Raw genomic sequence first — 23,380 nt, 5'->3', positions numbered from 1 at the left:
CGGCCGGATAGGCAACGCCTACGGCGACCGGCTTTGGAGCTTGGACTTGTCCTTCGCCTGAGGACAGTTAACATCCGTCAGCCGATAATCGAACTTTTGCCGAAAGAATTTGAAGCGAATAAAGAAGATAAAAAATCTTTCCCTCTGTTGCTGGCCGCGGGCTTTCCTTGTGCCGGGACCGGGTTTCGATCACGAACCGCAGTTATAAGCCTTGCCGGTGACCGAACCGTTAAAAGCGCCGGTCGGGTTGAAACGTTCCCACACGACATGGCTTGCCCCCAACCGACCGGCACGCTTAACGGCGGCCTGTCTGGCCAACCTTTGCCAGCCGTTGTTCTTGCCGTAGCCTGACGAACCCTCGATCGGGCCGATCAAACGGCAACCCTGGACGCTTTCGGCCGGCACCTCGTCGGGTTTTGCGGCCGCACTGAACGAAAGGCCTAGAAGGGCCGCGATCAGTAAAATCTTGCCGAAGCGGCAACGATTTCCTTGGGAATCGGGAAGTTTTGTCATAAAGTTCTCCATTTTGTAATTATTGAAGAGGCTCTTTCCGAAAAAATTATTCTTGTTGATCGGCGCCGGGTCAGTATGCACCAGAATGTTACGTTGTAGCGATTCGAAAGTAAATAGCCGCTAAGCTCCGGCCGCAAAAAAGTTTGCAAATGCTGCGTCGAAAGAAAATAAGCTTATGATATTTATAGTTTAATATTGACTATCGAAAAACAGGATGACGCACCGTTATGGTGTATTTTTTGATCTATTTATGCACAATAATGGAACGACGATCGCAAGCGGAAATTCGAAATCCTCTTCATTTAATATCGACTCGAAATTATTTGAAGCATATAATTCTTCCCGATGCCCGGCAAACGGCGACGCATGACCGCACGGGCGGCAGGACAGGATTTTTCAAACAAGACGTAAGAACTGATACATAACCGATCCCCATGGCAACGCTTGGCTTGAATATGAAACCATCGACCGCAGTTCTCTGCGCACCTCCGCTGACTTTCGACAAGGCATCGATACTTTGTCTGTTTTTACTGCTGTACAGCCATTTCGCCTCGACGGTGATGGCGCACGACGAGAGCGTGATCCACGCATTGACCGGCCGGGATTTCAGCCAGAGCAAATTCCTCAGGGAACACGGCCTCAAGATGGACGGCTGGCTGTCGATGGGCGGAACGTACCAGACCCACAACCCGGACGATCATTCGAACGCGCCGATTACCTTCAACGACCGCAGCGGCGAGTTTCAGCTCAACCAACTCTACCTGTACCTCGAAAAATCGGTGGACATGGAAGCCAGACACTGGAATTTCGGCGGCCGCGTCGATCTGATGTTCGGAACCGACAGCCGGTTTACGCAGGCCGCCGGGCTGGACAATCGATGGATCGACAAGCGGGATCTGCGCTTTTACGATATGGCGCTGCCGCAAGCCTATCTGGAAGTCTTCGCGCCGTTCGGCAACGGCATCACCGCCAAGATCGGCCATTTCTACACGATTCTCGGCGAGGAAGTCGTGACTTCACCGAACAATTTCTTTTATTCGCATGCCTACACGATGCAGTATGGCGAACCGTTCACCCATACCGGTGCGCTGTTCAGTTATGCGCTGAACGAAAATTTCACGCTGAATGCGGGTTCCGTGGCGGGTTGGGATAATTTCAGCGAAAACCTGTCCAACTGGAACTTTCTCGGCGGCATTTCCTGGACCAACGACGAAGCGACCAGCGCGGTATCCTGGTCGGTGATCAGCGGCGATGCCGACGATGTTACGGATGTCAACCGGACGGTGTCCAGCCTGGTCGTTTCGCACAACTTTACCGATAAACTGGAATACGTTTTCGAGCACGATTTCGGTTTTCAGGAACAGGCCGCGGCATCCGGCCAGGATGCCTACTGGTACGGCATCAACCAGTATCTGGTTTACGATTTCACCGATGCGTTTTCGGCCGGGCTGCGCGGCGAATGGTTTCGCGATGCCAACGGCACCCGGGTGATGACCGGCAACCCTGGGCATTATTTTGCGCTGACCGCGGGCGTGAACTGGAAACCGCAAAGCTGGCTCACCCTGCGGCCGGAAGTGCGCTACGACTGGGCCGACGCGAAAATCGATCCTTACGCCGACCGAAGCAAGGATCATCAGTTGCAGATTGCGATGGATGTCGTGATCGATTTATAACGTTTTTTGATCTGCCGCCTCCCACCGCAATCGAAGAGAACTCATCCCGCCCTGCTTCGCGTAGCGCGGCAACGTGTTGCCGGTATTCCTCATCGACCTGCCTAAAAAACATTTTCCCTGAGTGCTGCCTCTACTAGAGCATTTTCATATCGCCTATAGGGAGATAATGCCGTTAAGTCAAATCGTCATCTCGGCAGGGATTCATGCCAGGCTTTCCTGCCTGGCCCCCTTCGGGTCAATGCAAATCTGTTCCAGACAGATTTGTGCCGAGATCCAGATGACAGGGATGTATTAGAGCTTGCCATCCCTGGCTTCTGGCTTCTGGATTCGGCAACCGCTCCCTGCGTTGCTCTCGATCGCATGTTCCCGACGCGATCTACCTCGCCCTTCCTTGGGCTCGTCGATCGCGTGTTCCCGACGCGATCTACCTCGCCCTTCCTTGGGCTCGTATCTCCTGCCTCCCTGCAGTCGTCCGGCAATCCCTGCCGGAATGACGCGTTTCCCCTCACTTTGCGGCATGGCTTATGACCGTACACCCAAAACGAAAATGCTCTAATATCCTATCCGCGCCGTCGTTTTACGGCTCCGCACGCTGCCTTCCAGTAACACCTTGCATTTTTTTCGCAACTACGCTACAAAGCGCGATTCTTTGAGCACCGGAGACTCAGTCCTCCGTTCCGTAAAATAATAATAAAGGTGCAAATCATGCGAAAAATCCCCTTATTGAGCCCGCTCGCCGCGACCCCGTTTCCGGTCTTCGCCGAAGACGGCCTGAACTCGGCCGATACCGCCTGGATCTTGACCTCGGCGGGCTTGGTGCTGTTCATGACTATGCCGGGACTGGCGCTGTTTTACGGCGGTCTGGTGCGCACCCGTAACGTGCTGTCGGTGATCATGGCCTGTTTTTCGATCACTTCGCTGATCTCGCTGATCTGGGCAATCGCCGGTTACAGCCTGGCGTTGACCGACGGCGGCGCATACCAAGCCGTGCTCGGCGGTTTTTCGCAGTTGTATCTGATCGGCATGAATGCGGACCGGCTGGTCGGCAATCTGCCCGAATCGGTCTTTGCAATGTATCACATGACTTTTGCGATCTTCGCGCCCGCCCTGATCGTCGGCGCGATGGTCGAACGCGTCCGCTTTTTTCCTCTGCTGTTTTTCTGCGCCTTTTGGGAATTGCTCGTGTATGTACCGGTCTGCCACTGGATCTGGGGCAACGGCTGGCTGGCCGAATGGGGCGTGATGGACTTTGCGGGCGGCATCGTGGTGCACGGCAGCGCCGGCGTCGCCGCGCTCGCCGGCGCGCTGGCGGTCGGCCCGCGGCGCGGTTTTCCGCGCACGCCGATGATGCCGCATAATCTGACGATGACCGCGATGGGCGCCGGCATTCTCTGGGTCGGCTGGCACGGTTTCAGCGCCGGCAGCGCGCTGATGGCGAACGGCTCGGCGGGCATGGCGATGCTGTCCACCCATCTTTGCGCCTCCTCCGCTTCGATCACCTGGATCGTGATGGACTGGCTCAAGTTCGGCAAGCCGAGCGTGCTCGGCGCCATGACCGGCATGGTCGCCGGCCTCGGGATGATCGCGGCCGGTGCGGGTTTCGTGTCGCCGTTCGGTGCGATCCTAATCGGCATCGTCGCCGGAATCGCCTGTTTTTATTCGATTCAACTGATCAAGCAGCGCCTCGGCATCGACGACGCGCTCGACGTGTTTCCGGTGCACGGCATCAGCGGCATTCTGGGAGCGCTGTTGACTGCGGTGTTTGCGGACACCGCTTTCGGCGGCACCGGCATCGTGGCCGAAGGAGGCATCTTCAAGCAGATCTTGATCCAGCTTTTCGGCATCGGGGTCACGATCGCCTGGAGCGGCCTGGTCAGTTTTCTGTTATTCAAAGCGATCGATAAAGCGATCGGGGTTCGGGTCACTCAGGAAGCCGAATCGATCGGGCTCGACATCGACCAGCACGACCAGCAGGGCTACAGTTTTTAACCCACCGATGGATGCCCCATTTTTGCTCTGACCGATATATTGAAGCCATGCAAATCCGTCGTTTTCTGATCCTGAATCTGTTGTTCGCCGCGCATCCGGCCTTTACCGAAACGCACGAGCACGAAATGCAGGTCCAAAACTCGCCCTGCCTGGGGCAGACCGTCGAAGAAGTTTTGAAGACCAAGATTCACACCCGATCGCAACGCGACCTGGGCTGGCAGACTTTTCACGAAGAAGACCATGTCGAAGTGGAGCGCGCCTTTTTGATGAACAAAAGCATGCAACTGCGCTTTCGCTGGCGAATCAACGCCGACGGCAGCATTACGCCGGTCAGCAAACGGGCCGAATCGCTGTGCACGCCGGAAGAAGAGTGACCGTTGCGGCAGGCTCGAAAACCGAAGGCGATTTACCTCGAGGTCGTGCCGGCATAAAATGCTTTTTCGATAAGGCTTGTTTTAGTCAGCCAGGCAAGATCATTAACGTAAAATCATCCGCAGCCCAATCCGATTGGGGCGAATTAAGGGAGCAAGCCATGACCGAAACCCAGGCAATTACCGATATACTGCAGCATTGCAAAGAGCTGAGCGCCTTCTGCAGCCAGAACGGCTGGATCCTCGACGAATCGATCGACTATGAAATCATCGAACGGCGCCCGGACAGCCTGTTGATTTATGTGACCTTTCTCGAAAGCATCATGGAAGGCTCGGGCTGCCAGTGCGACCAGAAGCCCTGCTACGGCCGTTTACGGCTGAAGTTGAGCGAATCGGGAGAAATTGTTGGAGTTGAGGCCGTTTGACCTTCGGCGATCAATAATCCAACCTTTGCAATCTGTAGGTTGGGGTGACGACAGGAACCCCAACACACAGCCCTCGCTTTCACGTACGCCTTTGAATACCCGGAAACCGATGATGTTGGGGTTCCTGTCGTCACCCCAACCTACGCGGCTGCCAAATCTTGGCGGTGGGCTGTATAGGTATTTCCCGGCCCTGCCGAAATTTCACGAAACGAGTCATTACGGTTAAAATTCCACGCGGATCGACCCCATGAAAGAACGCGGCGTGCCATAGGAAAATGTAGGTTGGGGTGACGATAGGAACCCCAACAATCGAAGCGCACCGAGCGACCGAATTGTTGGGGTTCCTATCGTCACCCCAACCTACCCCGCTTTTTGCCTTGCCCTCTGTTTTTGCCGCCAACGGATGAAGCCAGTTACAAACAGCACCGGACAGGCCAGGCCGGTGAGGAACACCAGTATCCGCCCGGCCATGCCGAACGCCTGGCCGGAATGCAACGGCCATTGCCAATGGGTAAAGACTTCGCCGGCAGTACCGGTAGCGGGATCGTCGATATCGAGATAATCGCCGCTATAACGGTCCATCACCACGCACACCCGCTGCAGCCAGCTTCCCGGCCGATCCACGTTGTCCTTGCAAACGGTATAGGCGGCGGTCGCTTCATCCGCGCCGTAGATCCCGTAAATCCAGTGCGGACGGCCTTTCGGGTACAAACGGTCGGCGCGCGCGATGGCTTCGGCCATATTGAGCGATTCTTTCCCGGAAACCGGCGTGGAACGAAACCAATAGCGATAAGTCACCGGCGAAAACAATTCCAGCACCGGCACCACGTTATGCGGCAACACCATGTATACGCCGGAAAACAGCACCGGGATCATCACCAGCGCCGTATAAAACCCGCTGGTTTTGTGCAGGTCGTAATTGAAGCGCACGGGTCCCGCGCCGGCCTTGAAGCCCAGCGCCTGCCGCCATTTTCCGGTCAAAGGCCACCAGACGATCAAACCGGTCAAGGTCGAAATAACCAACAGCGCGCCCGATACGCCGACCACCACTTGGCTGACATCGTTCGGCAACAGCAACGCGTAATGTAATTTGAACACGAAGCCGATAAAGGTGTTCGGCAGCCAGCTTTCAGAATCGCCCATCAAGTGCTTGCCGGTGACCCGCGCCGTGTAGGGATCGACACAAACCTGCCAGTTCTCTACGGCGCCGTCAGGCTTCGCCAGCGAATAGCTCTGAATAAACGCCGCCTCGTCGTTGCGCGGATAGGTAGCGAAGGTCAATTTGGCGGCGTCCGGCATGACCGTCCGTCCGGCTTTGAAAATTTCCGGCAACGGCCGGTAAACCGCTTTCCCTCGCGGCGGGGTAACGGTCAACGTGTCGGCGTTCAGCCACTCATTGATTTCGACATGAAAAACCAAGATGCCGCCGGTGACGCCGTAAATCGACAATAGCGCGCCCAACGCCAACCCCAGCCAAAGATGGACGGTCAGCCAATAGTGGCGGCGGCGTTTCAACGCGGATAAACTTTGCAAGCTTGCAAGATGCTTGAATGGCGAGATGTCAAGGCTCATAGGATCGTGAATGTAAAGTTCTCGCGGCCGGGTTATCGGAAAAAATGCGTTTTAGCCGCGTAGCCGCGTAGGTTGGGGTGACGGCAGGAACCCCAACAAACGAAGTACCCGGAGAATTGTTGGGCTCACAACCCCATGCCACCCGACATCCCTGCTATAGTTTAAAAATCCAAACGTTAATAAAATCGGTCCCATGCGATACCGGCGCCATTACCTCGAAGGCGGCAGCTATTTTTTTACGGTCAATCTCGCCGAACGTAACCGGCGCTTATTGGTGGAACACATCGACGTACTGCGCGATGCCGTTCGCGGTGTACGCGACCGGCACCCGTTTCAGATCGACGCGATGGTGGTCATGCCCAACCATCTGCACGCCATTTTTACCTTGCCGCCCGGCGATACCGATTATTCGACCCGTTGGATGTTGATCAAGGCTGGTTTCTCCCGACACCTTCCGAAAAACGAGCGCATCGACGCCAGCCGCTTGAGCAAAGGCGAACGCGGTCTTTGGCAACGCCGTTTTTGGGAACACACCCTTCAGAACGAAAACGATTTTTGCCGCCACGTCGATTACATTCATTACAACCCGGTCAAACACGGTTACGTTGCCCGCCCGGCCGATTGGCCCCATTCCAGTATCCACCGCTATATTCGCGCCGGAATCCTTCCGGCCGACTGGGGCATCGCCTCCCCCGACGCCGACCCAAAATTTGGGGAACGTAGATTGGGGTGACGATAGGAACCCCAACAAACGAAGCACACGGGGCGACCGAATTGTTGGGGTTCGAGCGCTCACCCCAACCTACCACGCTGGGTAATAGATTCGAGGTCTATTGATAAGATGTTTCAGCGGCAAAAACCCCCACATTATTTAATGCCCCTGCCAAATCTTGGCGGTGGACTGTAGGTATTTCCCGACCCTGCCGAAATTTCGCGAAACGGTTCATTACGGTTAAAATTCCACGCGGATCGACCCCATGAAAGAACGCGGCGTGCCATAGAAAATGTAGGTTGGGGTGACGATAGGAACCCCAACAATCGAAGCGCGCGGGGCGACCGAATTGTTGGGGTTCGCACACTCACCCCAACCTACGCACTTATTGATAAGACGTTTCAGCGGCAAAAACCCCGACATTATTTAATGCCCCCTGCCAAATCTTGGCGGTGGGTTGTAGGTATTTCCCGGCCCTGCCGAAATTTCGCGAAACGGTTCATTACGGTTAAAATTCCACGCGGATCGACCCCATGAAAGAACGCGGCATGCCATAGAAAAATGTAGGTTGGGGTGACGATAGGAACCCCAACAATCGAAGCGCACGGGGCGACCGAATTGTTGAGGTTCGCACGCTCACCCCAACCTACGCGCTACGCGCTCAAAACTCTATCCGTATCGAACCAACCGCCGTCAGCGGTGCGCCGGGGGCAATAGCTAAATAAGGACGAGCTGCGTTTGCGTTCGGATCGGAGGATTCGTAGTAGGTTTTATCCAATAGGTTACGGATGTTGAACTGGGTGGTGACTCGGGTTGGCCCGACTTTCATTCGATAGGCGGCAAAGGCATCTACCCTGATAAAGCCCGGCAGTTGAGACGTGTTGTCGAAATCGGTTTGACGCTGCCCGGCGGCAACGCCACCCACGCCAAAACTAAAGCCTTCCTGCGCCTCATAGCCATTCATATCGTACTTGACAAACAAGCTGCCGGAGTGATCCGGGACATTCGGCATCCGGTTGCCGGCAGTACTGCCCACATGATCTTCGATGACTTTTGCATCAGTATAGGCATAGCTGCCGATCAGGCTTAAGCGATCAGTGATCTGCCCGGTTACATCCAGTTCAATTCCTTGGCTGCGCTGCTTGTTAGCGATCTTGTCGAAAGGATCCGGCGTACGCTGGTCATTGACCAGGATATTGTCTTTGGTCAAATGGTAATAGGCCAACGTCGCGATCAGGCGGTCATCGAACAACTGGGTTTTCACACCTGCTTCAAACTGTTCGCCGGTCTGCGGGTCGAAGGTCGCGCCATTTGCAGCCGGGGCATTATTGGCGCTGAACGAAGTCGTCCAATTGCCATAAATACCGAGCTGTGTCCAGGGCTGATACAGAATTCCCACGCGCGGACTGAAGCCTTCATCTTTGTTTGACGGTAGCACCGCTTCAGCCGCACCAGACGAAGCGCCTCTGCCCCGGCCGGTTGTCGACCAATCGTAACGGCCTCCGCCCAGAATATGCAGTTTGTCCCAAAGCGTGATGTGATCCTGAAAATAGGCGCCGTACCAGTCGGTCTTGAAAAAAGAATAAGCCATATTGCGTGATAAGGTTGATTGAATCAAGGCAGGATCGATACCGTAACTGGGTGCAGGGTTGAAAATATCAATATCAAGGGCCGGATTGGGTAATATGTATTCGCCAGAGGTAACGTATGTATTCATTGCGTGGTAATAGTCAAAACCCACCAGGACATCATGGTTAGAAAATCCTAATCGAAATTTTCCGGTCAAATCCAGATTCGTGGCATAACTTTCCCCATCGGTTGTCTGACCAAAAATGTTGCGTCTGAGAATACCGTCCGGTCCCAGCCCATCTTCACCGGGGCCATTCACTGTGGGAGAACGCGTGATAAAAGCGGAATAAGTATCGGTAAATCCGGCAAGAAAACGGTTATGTATGGCCCACGCGTCATTGAAATGGTGATTCATCTCGGTACTGACAAGAGTGTGGGTACTATTGTCAATCGGACTATTCGGGTCATCCAGAGAACGGCTGATCGGTATCGCCGCCGGACGCGTGCCTATTGCGGGAACACCGACGTCCGCCTGATAATCCTGGTCGGAATGTTCGACACTCAAGGTTATATCGGTACGGTCGGTCGGCCGCCAAGTGAGGCTGGGATTGACCAGCACCCGATCCGTAAAAATAAAATCCCGAAACGACTCATTGTTCTGATAAGAACCAGTGAAACGATAGAGCAACGACTTATCATCAGTAATCGCTCCGGTTGCATCCCATTGCGTACGATAAGAGTCATAAGAACCGAATTGCTGTTCAAGCGAATAATAAGGGATGTCCAGCGGCTTTTTGGTCGTGACGTTGATCAGTCCTCCCGGTTCGATACGGCCGAGAGTGTAAAACAATCCGTGTAAACCGCGGTTAAATTTAATTGGGCATGCGGTCTGGAAACATAATCATAAACTGATTAATAGCCGGCTTCCAATCGCGCAATGGCATGGACCATTTTTTAGAGGCATTCTCGATTGCCAAATAAATGACTTTCATAGCCGAATCGTCATTGGGGAACAGTTTCCGTTGATTGATGGCTTTTCTAATCACGCTATTGATCGATTCAATGGCATTGGTGGTGTAAATGATTTTCCGGATCGCGTCAGGGTAATCGAAGAATGCGATCAAGTTGGCCCAGTGGTTGCGCCAGGAGCGACTGATGGAGGGGTATTGGCCGTCCCATTGCGCGGCAAAGGCTTCCAATTCCTGTTCTGCTTCAGTCACGGTAACGGACTGGTAGATTTTCCGGAGCCCGGCGGCGACGGTTTTGCGGTCTTTCCAGGACACGAAACGCAAGGAATTGCGCACCCTATGCACGATACAGAGTTGGACTTGTGTGCTTGGGAAAGCGGCGGCGATCGCTTCCGGAAAACCGGTTAAGCCATCGACACAGGCAATGAGCACATCCTTGACGCCGCGGTTTTTCAGTTCGGTCAGGACCGACAGCCAGAATTTGGCGCCTTCATTTTCGGACAGCCACAGACCCAGCAACTCCTTTCTGCCTTCCAGGGTGACGCCGAGCGCCAGGTAAACGGCTTTGTTGATGACTCGCTTGTCCTGCCGGATTTTGACGACAATGCAGTCCAGATAGAGGATAGGATAGAGCGCATCCAAGGGTCGGGATTGCCACTCGATCACTTTGCCCAGTACCGCTTCCGTGACATTAGACACCAGGGTGGGCGAGATATCGGCGCCATAGAGTTCGCGGAAGGTTTCGACGATATCTCGCGTGCTCATGCCCTTGGCATACAAGGTCAGAATCTTATCGTCAAAATGACTCCAGCGGGTTTGATGCTTGGTGACCAGCGGCGGCTCGAAGCTGCCGTTACGATCGCGTGGGGTGTCAATCTCAATGACCCCGTGTCCGCTTTTCAGCTTTTTTGTGCCATAACCGTTGCGACTATTGCCGGAACCATAGCCTTCGGGAGAAGGCTTGGCATACCCTAAATGGGCATCCATTTCGGCATTCAGCGAGGCTTCTACCGTGATTTTCAGTAAATCCTGAGTCAGTGCCGCTAAATCACGCTCTGACTTAACGCCACGGGCCAAATCTTGTCAAGCGGCAACCATCGTGGGGTCTTTAATAATATCGCTCATTTTCTGCTCTCCTTGAGAGAAGTTTACTACACTGAAAATAAGCGGTTACACGGAATTATTTACACCCTCATACGGCCATACAATACAGCCGCGGGACCTTTGAGCACTTCAATGCTTTGCAGATTGCCGACATCGAATTCCCCTGGAAATCCGTCGTTACCAAAGAGCAATCCATTCCGGTAAACCCTGTCATTTTGAAAGCCGCGAATAATGAAGCCAGTGCCAAGACCCAATGTCGGCCGCGCCCGCACGCCACTGACGTTTTCCAGCGCATCCTTGATGCGCGTGCTTTTCTGGTCATCCATTACGGTCCTTGGCACGATTTGCAGCGACACTGGTGTTTCGATGAGCGGCGTGTCGGTCTTGGTAGCTGTGCTGGAATTACGAATGGCGTAGTTCTTGTTATAAGGATCGGTCGAATCATATTCCGCCGCGCCCGTCACCGTCATTGGCGGCAGTTCGACGTTTCCCGAAGCCGGGGCCGATGCCCGCTTTGTACTTTTCTCCACCGTAATCGTATCCCCCGCCGTTTTCCGATACTCCAACCCGGAATCGGCCAGCATGATGCGCAGCGCCTGTTCCGGCGTGTGCCGGCCGGACACCGGGCGCGACCGTAAAGCGCCGACCGCGCCGGCCTGATACAGTAAACGCAGGCCGGCGCGGTCGGCCAGTTCGGTCAAGGCGCTGTCCATCGGCTGCGCCGGGATGTCGAAGGTTTGCAGGGCGGAGCCGGCCAGCGCCGGCATGCCGAAACCGCCGGCGAGCAACGCCGAGGCGATACAGGCGGGCAATAATCGATTATCGCCGGGCTTTGCTTTGTCGTTTCGATGTCTGGTTTCCATGTTTTCCCCTTAACAATGAAGCGGCAAAATAACGCCGCGTATGGGTTAAGACGGATCAGCGGGAAAATCTTGTAATCGGTATCCGAATTTTTATATGCGCCATTTCAAAGCGCCGGCCGCCTTTGACAAGGGAAAATGGAGCACCTATTCTTAGCCATGCCTAGCCAAGCTATGAGGATTGTATGATGCAAGTCAATATACTCGAGGCTAAAAATAGCCTCTCCAGCCTGATCGTTGCCGCCGAGCGGGATGAAGAAGTGATCATCGCGCGCAACGGCAAACCTGTCGCCAGAATCGTCAAATACGAAGCGCCCAAGGTAGCCGCTCCCGGCGCCTGGCGCGGCAAGGCCGGCTATGCCGCCGATTGGAATTCCGCCGGGAACAACGCGGAAGTCGAACGTCTGTTTACGGAAGACGATGACGCGTCTGCTGCTTGATACCTCGTTTACGACTGGCTGATGGGAGAAGTGCCGGACCGTGCACTCATCGAACGGATTCAGGCCGAAGGCGCCTGGGTCAGCGCGGTAAATGGCGATCAAGAACGGCCTGGGCAGAATGCCCTTGCCTTCCGGCAAAGTCGCCGAAGACATTCAGGCGCAAGGTTTTCGATGGTTGAACGTTACGCCGTACCACGCCCAGACGCTGTTTGAATTGGGCGCTCGCTATAAAGGCCCTTTTGACCGCTTGTTGCTCGCTCAAGCGAAATACGAGAATCTATGGATTGTGACTTACGATGCAATCTTTCAGGCTTATCTCGATGAAGTCATTATCGTAAAAAAATAATGCAAATTTATCCTGCAAGCATGGGGCCCAATATCGTTAAGATAAGCCGGAATCAGGGCGCTTAGGATTTCGCCAGAAATAACTTCCCCTTTTTGAAAAAGGGGGGATCGAGGGGGATTTGTTTGATAAATCTCCCCCGGCCCCTCTTTTTCAAAGAGGGGAGTGAATCATCCCCGGAGCAACGTCAGCCACGGCGTGATGCGGGTGATGTTGACCGGCAGAATGTCGGCGATCATGTCCAACGCGGCGGCGGGGTCGCCCACGGGAAAGACGCCGGTGACGCGCAAGGTTTCGAGCCCGCCGTTGACGATCACCATGCGGCCGGGATAATAGCGATCCAATTCGGCGACCACCGCCGCCAACGGCTGGTTTTTAAAGATCAGCTTGCCGCGCCGCCAGGCCGACATCTGCTTGGGGTCGATCGCAACAGGGGCTTCGAATCCGTGTTCCGGGCTGTAGCGGGCTTGCTGTCCGGCATTGACCCGGCTCGATTCCGGATAATCCTTGTCATCAAGTCCTTTGACGCCGACGGCGTGCTCCTCGACCGTCACGCGCGTGCCCCGGCTATCTTCCCAAACCTCAAATACGGTGCCCAAGGCCTTGACGACGGCGGTGCCGGTGGCGACCTCAAACGGCCTGGCGGGATCTTTGGCCACGGTAAATACCGCTTGCCCGCGATGCAAGGCGATATGCCTGCCGGCGGCGTCGAAGGCGACCGAGAACGCGGTGTCGGTATTCAGCGCGACCTGGCTGCCGTCCGCGAGGATGACATGTTTCTGCTCGCCGACGCCGGTGGAATAATCGCTGAACCAACGTTCGCCGAAGCCTAAAAACTGAATCGCCGACGCGGCCAGAAGCAGGCCAGCGGCTAAACCGGCCCATTGCCGGCCGTGGGATCGGCCGCGCCGGGTTCCGGCGGGGATTTTCCGGAGGCCGGCGGCAGGCGGCGCGCTCGCCAGCATGGCGTTCCCCATCTCCAACCACAGCTGTTCGGCCTCGGCAAACGCCTTGCGGTGCGAGGGACTGCGGCTTTGCCAAGCCTTGGCCTCGGCAAAATCCTCAGCGGCCGCCTTGCCGGAATTCAGCCGGATCACCCAATCGATGGCCTGATCGGATAGGGCGGTAATTTCTGAAACCGGGGCTTTGGACATGGCGATAATGGGACACTTTTATGATGGTTATTATGACGGATCAATAAAGAATTGTTGCCATTATAAAGCAGTTGAGCCGTTAAACGGGGAAACACGAGGCAATGCCGTTACCGTGAAAATACATTTTCATTCCGAAGGGTGAACGGTGATTTTCATGACTGTTAAGTTACCGTCATCTCGGCATGGATTGCCGAGATCCAGACTACAGGGATGTATTAAAGCTCGCCATCCCTAGCACCTGGACTCCGGCATTCCTTGCCGGAATGACGAATTCTCCCCCTTAACCAACGGCATTGGAATACGAGAAAGCCCGCCCGCGCTTTTACCTATTCAACGGCGCTTTTCAGAACCAAGCCAACGCCTGCGTTATCGTCAAAAACGCCGCCTCGTTCAGTAATTTTTCAAGCGGCCGCGGCAATGTTTCATCGCCGACGCCAGATGCTTGGCGACCATGCTTTCGGAGATGCCCAGGCGTGCGGCAATCTCGACGTGGCTACAGCCGTCGACCCGGTTCAGATAAAAAGCCAGCCGGCAGGCTTCCGGCAGTTCGGCCAAGGCCCGATTGACCGCATCGAGCCGTTGCTGCTGCTGATAGCGGCTCTCCGGGCCGGGCAGGCGTTCGGGAATATTTTGCCAGGTTTCTTCGTCGACCTCGTGCGGCAGCCGATTATGGCAGCGGCGCTGACAGTCGATGACCAAATTGGCGACAATCCGAAACACGAACGCACGCAGATTTTCGACCGTCTCGGGACGCGGATGGCCGTTCATGCGCAGAAAAGCGTCGTGCAGAATATCCAGAGCATGATCTTCGGTACCCGCTTTCCTAATGATAAAGCGGCTCAGTTCGCCCCTATGCTGCTGGATAAAATCGGCGATATGCTGAAGGGTGAAGTCGGATACGCCTTCCGGATCTTCGGAAGCATCCGTGCCGGTGCCGCATAACGGCTGAGAAAGATTGGAAAAATCGGTCATGAGCTGGCCAGGGATTTTTTTAAAAGCCTAAGCACAGCATTTTTCGTGCCTGACCAAACAATTGCCGGACAGACTGGCTTTTCCCCGCAGCGACGATTGCAAGCGCCCGCTTCCGTGTGTGAAATGCCGCACACGATGCGTCAAATACCGCAGTGCCGTTGGGATGAGCTTTACGAACCCCCAACAATTCGACCGGTGAACGCTGCTTGTTGGGGGGTCCTGACGTCACCCGCCATATGCATCAACTTAAGGAATCTCTGAACAACTGAGCGGGGACGGGGTTTCACACCCATAGGCGCTAACTTAAAATCCGCTTTCTGCCGGTCTCCAGCCAGTCCAGGAGTTGCCGCAAGGCATGGTCCGGCGCGATGCGTTCCTGCTCCAGGCGCGTCCTGCCGTAAAAGCCGTCGCGCAGCCGTTCGAACAAGCCAAGCTCGGCGGCGGTCAGGCAAGCGGGCGTCCGCCGGCAAGGGCTCTCCTCGTCGACCATACGCTCGCGATACCGCAGCAAGGTGGCTTCATCCATCATCAGCGCCTGTACATGCGGCTGGCGACGGCGCGCATCGCTTAAAAACATCAGCCCCGCGCTGTCGATGTCGCCCCAGTAGCCGATTTGCCGAGCACCCAACCAATCCGCATCCATCCAGGCGGTATTGCCGCCCCCGCCGAATACCGCAATCGTGTCGTCGAGTTCGGGCAGCGCATAGCCGCTTTGGACGTTTTCGACGACCAGGATGAAGGATGCCGGCAGCGGATGGCATCGTAAAGTCTGCGTATCGAGTTGCAACAGCGGCAGCCCGGCCAGCCGCTCCCGGCTTTGTCGACAAAGCGGCCGCACTTGCAGCCAGCCGCGGGGATTTTCGCGGCAGTCCAGCCAGCCGAGCAGCCCGTCCGGTTGGGTTGCCGTACCGTCATACAGGCAATCCAGCAGGTCGCCGAGCAGGACGGCATAGTTCTCGACGAATTTGGTATCCACATGTTCGAGCGGCAGCGCGCGCAAAAAAGCGCCCTGCCCCATTCCCGGCCGCAGTTGGGGCAGGCATTTCGCAAGCAGAACGGCATCGTCCGCCGCCATGTCTTCGATGACGTCGAGATGTTTGAGCAAGGCGTTCGACAAACGGGTATCGATGGCGAGCAGAGGCAGCATGCGCTCTTCCCAGAGCCGGCTTCTAACTTGGGCTTCCGGACCGAGCAGCGCGACCAGTTCCGGCATCGACCCGATTTGCAAGGCCACCGGCACGTCGTGTTCGCCGAGGTGCGGGAATTTTTTGCGTTGCCATTCCAGTTGCTCGGGAAAACGCCAGGCCTTCCAGCCGGCGATGAATTGCCGGAAATGTTCGAGATCGGCCAGCGCCTGGTCTTCGGTCGGCGCCTTAAGCAGCATGCGCAGCGGAAACGGGCGCTCTCCGCATAGGCGTCCGCGCAAATTCCGGGCATGATCCCATTCGCGCCGTTTGATCTCGGCAACGGCTTCCGCGGGCGGCAATCCCCACGGCTTCATGTTTCGGGTGCCAGCACGATGTCGAGTTCGCCGGCTTGCCGCTGCAGGCGTCGGTCGATTTCTTCCCAGGTCACCTCGCAAAGCCGGCTTTCGTGCGTCGCGCCATCGCGTTCGGCAATGATCAGGGAACGCGCCGATTCGCGCGCCAGATTCAGGTTTTTATAAGGCGTGATCAGGTTTACGTGGATGTGCAGTTCCTTGAAGATGCGCAGCACCCGGCGGCTGACCGCCTCGGCGGTGTTCGAGAACGCTTCGTCGAGGAATACGGTGCTGTAGACCGGACGGTCGTAGCCGTCCGGCGTCAGCACGTAGGCCAGGCTGGCCGCGACGATCGTGCCGGCGAACGATTCTTTTTCGCCGCCGGATTTGCCGCTCGACGATTTCAATACGTCGCGGATCGCGCCGTCTTCCAGGCCGATTTCTTCCGCATAGAACGACAACTGGTGGCGCGGATCGAGCAGGCGCAGGCTTTCGAGCGTATAGGCGCTGGCCGAGCTGCTGGCTTTGTCGAGAATTTCGATCACCTGTTGCAACACCGCGAACCGCGCCTCGTGATCGTCGCCGGTCAATTGCTCCATGACCTGCCGCAACAGCCGATTGAAATGCAGCACATGCTCGTATTGATCGTTTTGAATGCCGAGGCGCAGGAAGCTGCCGGCCTTGAATTCGGTCCGCGCCAACACCCGGTTGATCGTTTCAATGCGTTCGTAGATTTCTTCGCGCTCCGAATCGATGCGCTGACGGATCGCGGCCAGCGATTGCGTCGTGTGCTTGTTCAGGCGTTTTTGAAATTCTTCGACCAAGGCCGGCAGGCCGTCTTTTTCGAGTTGCCCGAGATGGTGCAAATACTCGGACAGGCTGGCCAGGTCCGCGCCCCATTCGGCGGTCAAGGCTTCCCATTTGGCGCGAAAACCGGTCATGATGCCGATCGCGCTCCGGCCTGCCCGGTCTTTGCGGCCGCGTACCGCATCGCGCTGTTGTTCGAGGCCGCGGCGATGGCGTTCTTCAATTTTGGCCGCATCGTCCAGTTGTTCGTCTTTCAGCGCGCCGGTTTTGCCGCGCAACGCCGCGCGCAAATCGTCGCCGAGCCCTGCCGCCGCCAAGCGTTGCGCCTGTTCCTGTCGGGCCGCCGCGCTTTGCCGGTCTTTACCGATACCGGCGACCTCGGCGATCTGTTGCCCTTGCTTTGTCTGCAACTGCTGCAGCGCCTGCTTGGCCTCGTCCCAGCGAGCTTTCGCCTTGGCCAGATCGCCGCCGGCCTGCTCCAGTTGCCGGATGTCGTTTTGCAGTTGCCCGGTTCTTCCCTGCCAATACGGCGCATCGATTTCGGCCCAGCGGAATTCGCCGAGTTTTTCCCACTGCCGGCTGCGTTTGCCGACTTCATCGAGCCTTGTGCGGGCTTCGGCGGCGGCCTTGTCGAGAACGCCCAGTTGTTCGGCCAGGGCCTTGGCCTCCTGCTTCAACGCGTCCAGGCGGTTTTTGTTCGAGAAACCGAGCTGCCAGGCGCGGCGGTCGTCGATGCGCTGCTGGTCCTTTTTCTCGAAGCGGCCTTTTTCGAGGTGCATCAGGCCCTGTTGGGTCAGCGAAAACGGCGTGCGGTCGAGTGCTTCGGTCGAAGCGACGCAATCGAGGTCGAAATGCGCCAGATGCTGCTTCAGCCAGTCGCGGTACGGATGCTCGCGCCAAGCCAGTTTGCGCAGATAGCCGTTGGTTTTGAACGTTGCCTTGTCGTTCGAAGCGCGCACGACCTGCGCACGCACATGCAGGCCGGTGTGGCGCTGGTTCAGCCAGCGGGTGACCAACGGATATTCGCCTTCCGGCACCGCCAAAGTCGTGCGCAGGCCGCCGAGCGCGCGTTCGATCGCGCCTTGCCAGGCGCGCTCTTCGTCCTTCACGTCGAGCAATTCGCCGAAAAACACCAGTTGCTCGCGTGCGAGCCCCAGCGCTTCGGCCATTTCGTCGCGCAGTTGTTGAAACTTGCTGTCGATGTTCGAGTCGGGACGCGCTTCGATCGCGCGGATTTCTTCCTGCAGGTCGCGCTGTTGCTGCTGCGCGTTGGAGAATTTGGCCGCCTGCTCGGCAAACGCATCCTGCGCTTGGGTTTTTTCCTGTTCGATTTGTTCGATCGCATTTGCGGCCTGTTGCCGATTCCGGGCAAACACCGCTTCCTGCAGCGTTTTATCCAACTGCAAGGCGCCGGCGATCTGCTGGTAGTCGGCGGCGCGGCGGGTCGTGTCGCGCAGTTTGTCTTCGGCGACGGATAAGTCTTTTTTGATCGCTTCGATTCGTTCGCCGCCGGCCTGCAGATAATCGGCGTGGCGCTGTTCCGCGTTGCTTTCGGCGTCTTTTACCTCTTGTTCCAGTTTGGCCAATACCTGCTTCGCCGCGCGCAGCCGATCTTCGATCCGTTCGACGCGCTCGGCCCAGAGCGCCGCGCATTGTTCGCCGAACCAGACCGGCAAGCCCTGCAGTTCGGCATCGAGCTGTTTGAGTTCACTTTCGGCGCGAAACAGGTCCTTTTCGATCGCCGGCAATTCGGCCAGCGCATCGCGCTGGCGGCGGGCGTCGAGCAAACGCTCGTGGATACCGACCAGATCGGCAAACTCGCCGACCGCCTTGCGCGCATCTTCGCGCACGCTGCTCGGCTCCAGCACCAATTCGCGGATCAGTGCGGTCAGATCGTCGATTTTCTTCAAACCCAACGCGCGCGCCAGCAGCGCCGGCGCGTTCGGGTTATCCATGCGCAGCAGCCGCCGATAGCTTTCCAGGTATTCGGAAAAGCGATCGTCGCAGTTGGTGATGGCCGGATCGTCCTTCAAAAAGTTTTTCAATGCCCGAGGATCGCCGTCGCCGAACGCGTCGAGCAATTCTTTCAGCGCCAGTTTGCGGCGCGCGACCAGGTAGACCCGCTTCAGATCGCCGAGGCCGCCGCCGGCATGGATGATCCAGAACAGCGCCGCGAGCGCCATCTCGGCGCCGTCCTCGGCAACATAATTCGCGCACAGGCCGGTCACAACCGCGCCTTCGCGCTTGCTGCGCACCCGCGTCTGGCTGCCGTCGTGGGCGCTGCCGAAACTGCCGCGCACGTACGACATCAAACTCCGGTCGCTGCGGTCGCCCTGCGCGGCGGCCACGTTGAACGCCGCCTTGCCGGCCGGCTGCAGCAGCGCCATCAGCGCATCGACCAGGGTCGATTTGCCGGCGCCATTGTCGCCGGTGATCAGAGTGCCGTCGGGATCGATGGCGGCCGTATGCAGGCCGTGGAACGAACCCCAGTTGTAGACCGACAATTGCCGCAGCCTGATCGCGCCGCAATCGTACAGGTCGGCGATTTGCGTTATTTCATTCATCGTTCGTCTCGCTGCCGGACCGTTCGGCCAGGCGGGCGTATTCGCCGAGCATTTGCTCCAGAAACGCTGCGTTCACGACGTAGCGGATCACCGGCGTGATTTCGTAACGGTCGTCCTCGCCGCGCACCGCCGCCAGGATGCGCCGGTCCTTCATAGTGTTCAAGGCGCCGTTCAATTGGCGCAGGTCGCTGCGGCTGCTGTTGGTCAGCGGCAGAAACGGCCGCAGCGCGGTTTCGATGCGTTCGGTATCGATGATCACGCGCTGCTCGCCGGCGGCTTCGCGTTCCTGGTAATGCTTGCGCAGCACCAGGAGCAGCAGCGTATCGTAGAGCGACAAAGTGCGCCGGTTGATCAGCGAAGCGCCTTCTTCGTCTTCGTCGCCGCCGTCATCGCCGCCCTGCACCAGCAGCATCGCGATGCCGGCCTTTTCGTCGAGCAACAGGCGCAGGTTCATGTCGGCCAGATGTTCCTGAATGCCGGCGCGGTAACGGCACAGCGCCTCGAACAACAGGCGCTTGTTCTCGGCCATGACCACGCCGTGGCGCATGAGCGCGATCAGCGCGCGCCGCGCTTCCTGCGGCAAGCGTCCTTGCTGCTGGTCTTCGACCGCAAGCGGTGCGAGCGGCAGCATGGCCTCCTCTTCGGGCTCCGTCTCCGGCTCGCTTTCCGGCACGGGCGGAGGCGGCACTTCCTCCGCTTCGGCCGGATTCAGCAACATGTCGAAAAAATGGGTTTGCCGGTATTCGCGGGTCATAATTGCAATTCTTCCAGCCGCTCGGGAAACTGCTCGGCGCTGAGCAGGTAATGCGGAATCTCGGCCTTGAATCGGCGGCCCTGGCGATCGGCGATGCTTACCGTTTGGCGGCCGCTCAATTCGGCCGCGCCGACCGCCCGCGCCACCCGCAGGCAGGCAACCAGTTCTTCCAGTCCGGCCTCGATCGGCCGGCGTTCGAGGACGTCCGCGACCGACAACGGAATGCGGCTGCCGCGCACAATGTTGCGCATGCCTTCGGCGATCTGCATCACCTGCACCGCATGCAACTGCTCGAGCATGGCCGCGCTCGGCGTCGAAGCGTTTTGCTCGGCTTCGATGCCGCGCGTATGCAATTGTTCTTCCGGCATTTTCAGGCGCAGGCTGGCCGGCGAAGAAATTTTGACCGTGCCGCTCGCAAGCGCCAGGCCGGTGTCGTGGCGGAGCGGAATCGCGGCGTCCTTGAAGCCGACCGCCAGCCTTTCGAGCCTGCCGAGCAAACGGTCGACCGCGCGCATTTCGGAGGCCGCGCCGCTTTCGACGAACTGGCGCAGTTTTTCCTCGGTGCGGCGGCGTACCCGGAACACGCGATCGCTTTCCTTGTTCAATTCGCGCATCAATTTGCCGAGAAAGCGCGCCTGCGTGTCGTTCAGGTGTTTCGCGGCCGGGCGGATCAAGATCGTCTTCAATTGCTCGCGAAGTTCGGTGCTGCGATTCGGATCGCACAATAATTGGAAAAAACCGTCGAAGGCCCGGCCGGCATCGCTGTCGGCCAGCAGCCGTTCCTGTTCCAGCAGTTTCAGGATGACCGCGCCGCGGCCGCCGCCGGATTCGATCATCTCGATGCGCAGGCTTTGGTCGAGCCGGCGGATGTCGTCTTCGACGCGGCGAAAATCGCCGGTCAATACGGAAGCCAATTGATAGATTTCGACGATGCGTTCGCGCTGTTCGCTGTCCGACAACTCGCGTACGATGCCCGCCTGCAAGTCGTCCAGCTCGCGCTGGATCTCGGCCTTGCGCGCTTCCAGGATGGCCGTACGCTCGCCGGGATCGGGGCTGAGCGCGACCGACAGATCGCGCACCGCATCCTGGACGATGCGCAGGTGCGAGGCGGTGGCGCCGCTCTCGCGCTGGTCCAGTTGCCGGCAGAAACGCAGCGCCACTTCGCAGGCGTCAGTTTTGCTCAGGCGGTCGTCCAACTCGCGCAGCCAGCCGGACTGTATCCATTGGCGCAGGTAACCCGGCGCATTCTCTTTGCTGTCCAGACTTCCTTGTTCGCGCAGCCGTTCGAGTTCCATGTCCAGAGCGGCTCGGGCGCGCCCGAACGCCACTTCGTTGTCGTCTTCGAACAAATCGGCGATAAACGCCAGTATCACCGGCGCATGGTCGGCCCGCAGCAGGCGCCAGGCGGGGTGTTCCTTGTGCAGACGGCGGAAGCGGGCGTTTAATTCGTGAAAGCTCATTAAATTCCGTTAAAATCAGAGTCCGCCGATTATAGCGTATGCGGAACGGGATTTATCGACCTTTTCCCCGGACTGTATTGTTCCCTGAGTGAAAAGGCCATTCCCACGTTCCGGCGTGGGAACGCATACGGAACGAGAAAATCCCGAACCCACGGCTTCGAAACGTCGGGTTACGCTATCGCTAACCCGGCCTACGCACTTAATCTGTTTCATGATGGTCATATGAAACACATTCATGTCTCTGTGAAACACAATGAGACACCAAAGTACCTCTAATCAGAAACGGTATCCGCAGTTTTCTAAAGCCGGGCCGCTTCACTCAAATTTCCCGCCGGACGGCATCAATCCATCCTCAGCCTGTAAATTGAACCGAGACTCAATCTTTTGCGCCGAAAAGTACCGAGTATTTTCAAAGCGCCTATTCGAACGTTTTTAAGTTGGCACGCACATTGCTGCTAACACAACAGCATTCATTTAAACGATAATCTAGCGGTATCGTTCCTAATAACAAGAGGAGAAGCAAAATGATTTTCAAACAATTATTCGACCCCGAAACCTGGACTTACACCTATTTCATCGCCGATACCGACGCCAAGGAAGCGGTGCTGATCGATCCGGTCAAATCGCATATCGACGAGTACATCGCCCTGCTCGACGAGCACGGCCTGAAGCTGAAATATACGCTCGAAACGCATGTGCACGCGGACCATATCACCGCCAGCGGCCTGCTGAGGCAAAAACTCGGCGCGGAAACCGGCGTCGGCCAGTTGTGCGGCGCCATCGGCGCGGATCTGCAATTGCAGGACGGCGATGTGCTGGAATTCGGCAACGGCGAAAAAATCAAGGTCATCGCGACGCCCGGCCACACCCAAGGCAGCGTCTCGTTCCTGTGGCGGGACCGCGTGTTTACCGGCGACTCGCTGTTCATCGGCGGCTGCGGACGCACCGACTTCCAGAGCGGCGATGCGGGCGCGCTGTACGACTGCATCACCCGGAAACTATTTACTCTGCCCGACGAAACCCTGGTTTATCCGGGGCACGACTACCAGCAGCGCTGGGTCAGCAGCATCATGCAGGAGCGCATCACGAATCCGCGCCTGGCCGGCAAGACCCGCGAGGAATTCATCGAGATCATGAACAATCTGAATCTGCCAAGACCCCGGCTGATCGATGAAGCGGTGCCGGCCAACCGTTACTGCGGCCTGGACGAAGACGAGCGGCAGGACGCGGTGGCGCGGCGCGATTCGACGCGGCCGGAACGGGCTATGATCAGCGCGCAGGATCTGGTCTCGGCAGCCAAAGAGCGGATCACCGAAATCGGCATCGACAAGGCCAGGCAGTTGCTGAACCAGAGCGGCGTTGCCGTGGTCGACGTGCGCGAAGAGAGCGAATATGCGGCCGGCCATATCGACAACGCGCTGCCGATTCCACGCGGCGTACTGGAGTTCAAAGTTGGCGCCACGCCGGAACTGGCCGACAAGTCGAAAACCGTCGTCGTTTACTGCCGGACCGGCGGCCGCGCGGCGCTGGCCGCGCAAACCCTGCAAAACCTGGGGTATTCGAACGTGCTGTCGATTGCCGGCGGTTACGAGGCCTGGCAAAAAAGCCTCTGATGCGGTAAATCCGCAATGCCGGTTGACTTAAGCCGAG

Annotated in this window: 19 protein-coding genes; 8 read left to right on the top strand and 11 right to left on the bottom strand. The window is 57.4% G+C overall.

Annotation, left to right across the window (positions count from 1 at the left end; all coding sequences use genetic code 11):
* Positions 1-189 precede the first annotated feature (189 nt).
* The gene (locus METAL_RS08060; RefSeq protein ID WP_005371270.1) at positions 190-513 is read right to left on the bottom strand and encodes a hypothetical protein; all 324 of its coding nucleotides are present in this window, start codon (positions 511-513) and stop codon (positions 190-192) included.
* A 455-nt stretch (positions 514-968) separates the two neighbouring features.
* Between METAL_RS08060 and METAL_RS08055 the strand changes: the two genes are divergently transcribed.
* From METAL_RS08055 to METAL_RS08040, 4 genes are all read left to right on the top strand, one after another.
* Entirely contained in the window at positions 969-2,186 is a 1,218-nt protein-coding gene (locus METAL_RS08055) for a porin (protein ID WP_213069477.1), read from the top strand.
* Between the two features lie 705 nt (positions 2,187-2,891).
* Complete coding sequence (locus METAL_RS08050) at positions 2,892-4,175, top strand: ammonium transporter (protein WP_005371267.1); 1,284 nt, start codon at positions 2,892-2,894, stop codon at positions 4,173-4,175.
* 47 nt (positions 4,176-4,222) lie between these two features.
* The gene (locus METAL_RS08045; RefSeq protein WP_005371265.1) at positions 4,223-4,549 is read left to right on the top strand and encodes a hypothetical protein; all 327 of its coding nucleotides are present in this window, start codon (positions 4,223-4,225) and stop codon (positions 4,547-4,549) included.
* 158 nt (positions 4,550-4,707) lie between these two features.
* Positions 4,708-4,971: a hypothetical protein gene (locus METAL_RS08040; RefSeq protein ID WP_005371264.1), complete on the top strand. Its 264-nt coding sequence runs from the start codon at positions 4,708-4,710 to the stop codon at positions 4,969-4,971.
* A gap of 360 nt (positions 4,972-5,331) precedes the next feature.
* On the opposite strand, the gene METAL_RS08035 is transcribed toward METAL_RS08040, so the two are convergent.
* Entirely contained in the window at positions 5,332-6,543 is a 1,212-nt protein-coding gene (locus tag METAL_RS08035; protein WP_005371262.1) for a PepSY-associated TM helix domain-containing protein, read from the bottom strand.
* 193 nt (positions 6,544-6,736) lie between these two features.
* On the opposite strand from METAL_RS08035, the gene METAL_RS08030 reads away from it, so the two are divergent.
* Positions 6,737-7,276 carry an REP-associated tyrosine transposase gene (locus tag METAL_RS08030; protein WP_005371260.1) on the top strand — a complete coding sequence of 180 codons (540 nt, stop codon included), beginning with the start codon at positions 6,737-6,739 and terminating at the stop codon, positions 7,274-7,276.
* A 640-nt stretch (positions 7,277-7,916) separates the two neighbouring features.
* On the opposite strand, the gene METAL_RS08025 is transcribed toward METAL_RS08030, so the two are convergent.
* From METAL_RS08025 to METAL_RS08015, 3 genes are all read right to left on the bottom strand, one after another.
* A complete protein-coding gene (locus METAL_RS08025) occupies positions 7,917-9,674 on the bottom strand; it encodes a TonB-dependent siderophore receptor (protein WP_342633134.1) in 1,758 nt (585 codons plus the stop codon).
* Positions 9,675-9,696: 22 nt separating this feature from the next.
* Positions 9,697-10,869 carry an IS256 family transposase gene (locus METAL_RS08020; protein WP_005369597.1) on the bottom strand — a complete coding sequence of 391 codons (1,173 nt, stop codon included), beginning with the start codon at positions 10,867-10,869 and terminating at the stop codon, positions 9,697-9,699.
* A 107-nt stretch (positions 10,870-10,976) separates the two neighbouring features.
* Complete coding sequence (locus METAL_RS08015; protein ID WP_031431510.1) at positions 10,977-11,759, bottom strand: TonB-dependent receptor; 783 nt, start codon at positions 11,757-11,759, stop codon at positions 10,977-10,979.
* A gap of 182 nt (positions 11,760-11,941) precedes the next feature.
* On the opposite strand from METAL_RS08015, the gene METAL_RS08010 reads away from it, so the two are divergent.
* Positions 11,942-12,196: a type II toxin-antitoxin system Phd/YefM family antitoxin gene (locus tag METAL_RS08010; protein ID WP_005371258.1), complete on the top strand. Its 255-nt coding sequence runs from the start codon at positions 11,942-11,944 to the stop codon at positions 12,194-12,196.
* 91 nt (positions 12,197-12,287) lie between these two features.
* Positions 12,288-12,542 (top strand): PIN domain-containing protein, encoded by a 255-nt coding sequence (locus tag METAL_RS08005; RefSeq protein WP_245549494.1) that lies wholly within the window; start codon positions 12,288-12,290, stop codon positions 12,540-12,542.
* 167 nt (positions 12,543-12,709) lie between these two features.
* On the opposite strand, the gene METAL_RS08000 is transcribed toward METAL_RS08005, so the two are convergent.
* The 6 genes from METAL_RS08000 to METAL_RS07975 all read right to left on the bottom strand — a co-directional run bounded on the left by METAL_RS08000 (position 12,710) and on the right by METAL_RS07975 (position 21,730).
* On the bottom strand, positions 12,710-13,693 hold the full coding sequence (locus METAL_RS08000) for a FecR family protein (protein ID WP_005371257.1): 984 nt from the start codon (positions 13,691-13,693) through the stop codon (positions 12,710-12,712).
* 390 nt (positions 13,694-14,083) lie between these two features.
* Positions 14,084-14,665, bottom strand: coding sequence for a sigma-70 family RNA polymerase sigma factor (locus METAL_RS07995; RefSeq protein ID WP_005371256.1), 582 nt, complete (start codon positions 14,663-14,665; stop codon positions 14,084-14,086).
* Between the two features lie 298 nt (positions 14,666-14,963).
* On the bottom strand, positions 14,964-16,166 hold the full coding sequence (locus METAL_RS07990; RefSeq protein WP_005371254.1) for a DUF3322 domain-containing protein: 1,203 nt from the start codon (positions 16,164-16,166) through the stop codon (positions 14,964-14,966).
* Complete coding sequence (locus tag METAL_RS07985; protein WP_005371253.1) at positions 16,163-19,516, bottom strand: ATP-binding protein; 3,354 nt, start codon at positions 19,514-19,516, stop codon at positions 16,163-16,165. The genes METAL_RS07990 and METAL_RS07985 overlap by 4 nt, the downstream gene beginning before the upstream one ends.
* Positions 19,509-20,270 (bottom strand): DUF4194 domain-containing protein, encoded by a 762-nt coding sequence (locus METAL_RS07980; protein WP_005371252.1) that lies wholly within the window; start codon positions 20,268-20,270, stop codon positions 19,509-19,511. The genes METAL_RS07985 and METAL_RS07980 overlap by 8 nt, the downstream gene beginning before the upstream one ends.
* Positions 20,267-21,730 (bottom strand): DUF3375 domain-containing protein, encoded by a 1,464-nt coding sequence (locus METAL_RS07975; RefSeq protein ID WP_005371250.1) that lies wholly within the window; start codon positions 21,728-21,730, stop codon positions 20,267-20,269. Before METAL_RS07975 ends, METAL_RS07980 begins: the two co-directional genes overlap by 4 nt.
* Positions 21,731-22,254: 524 nt before the next feature.
* Here METAL_RS07975 and METAL_RS19890 point away from each other — a divergent pair.
* Positions 22,255-23,343: an MBL fold metallo-hydrolase gene (locus METAL_RS19890; protein ID WP_005371248.1), complete on the top strand. Its 1,089-nt coding sequence runs from the start codon at positions 22,255-22,257 to the stop codon at positions 23,341-23,343.
* The last annotated feature ends 37 nt before the right edge of the window (positions 23,344-23,380 follow it).

The organism is Methylomicrobium album BG8, assembly GCF_000214275.2.
GTDB classification, from domain to species: domain Bacteria; phylum Pseudomonadota; class Gammaproteobacteria; order Methylococcales; family Methylomonadaceae; genus Methylomicrobium; species Methylomicrobium agile.
The sequence above is the reverse complement of the archived record's forward strand: the minus strand, read 5'-3'. Positions and strand labels throughout refer to the sequence as shown.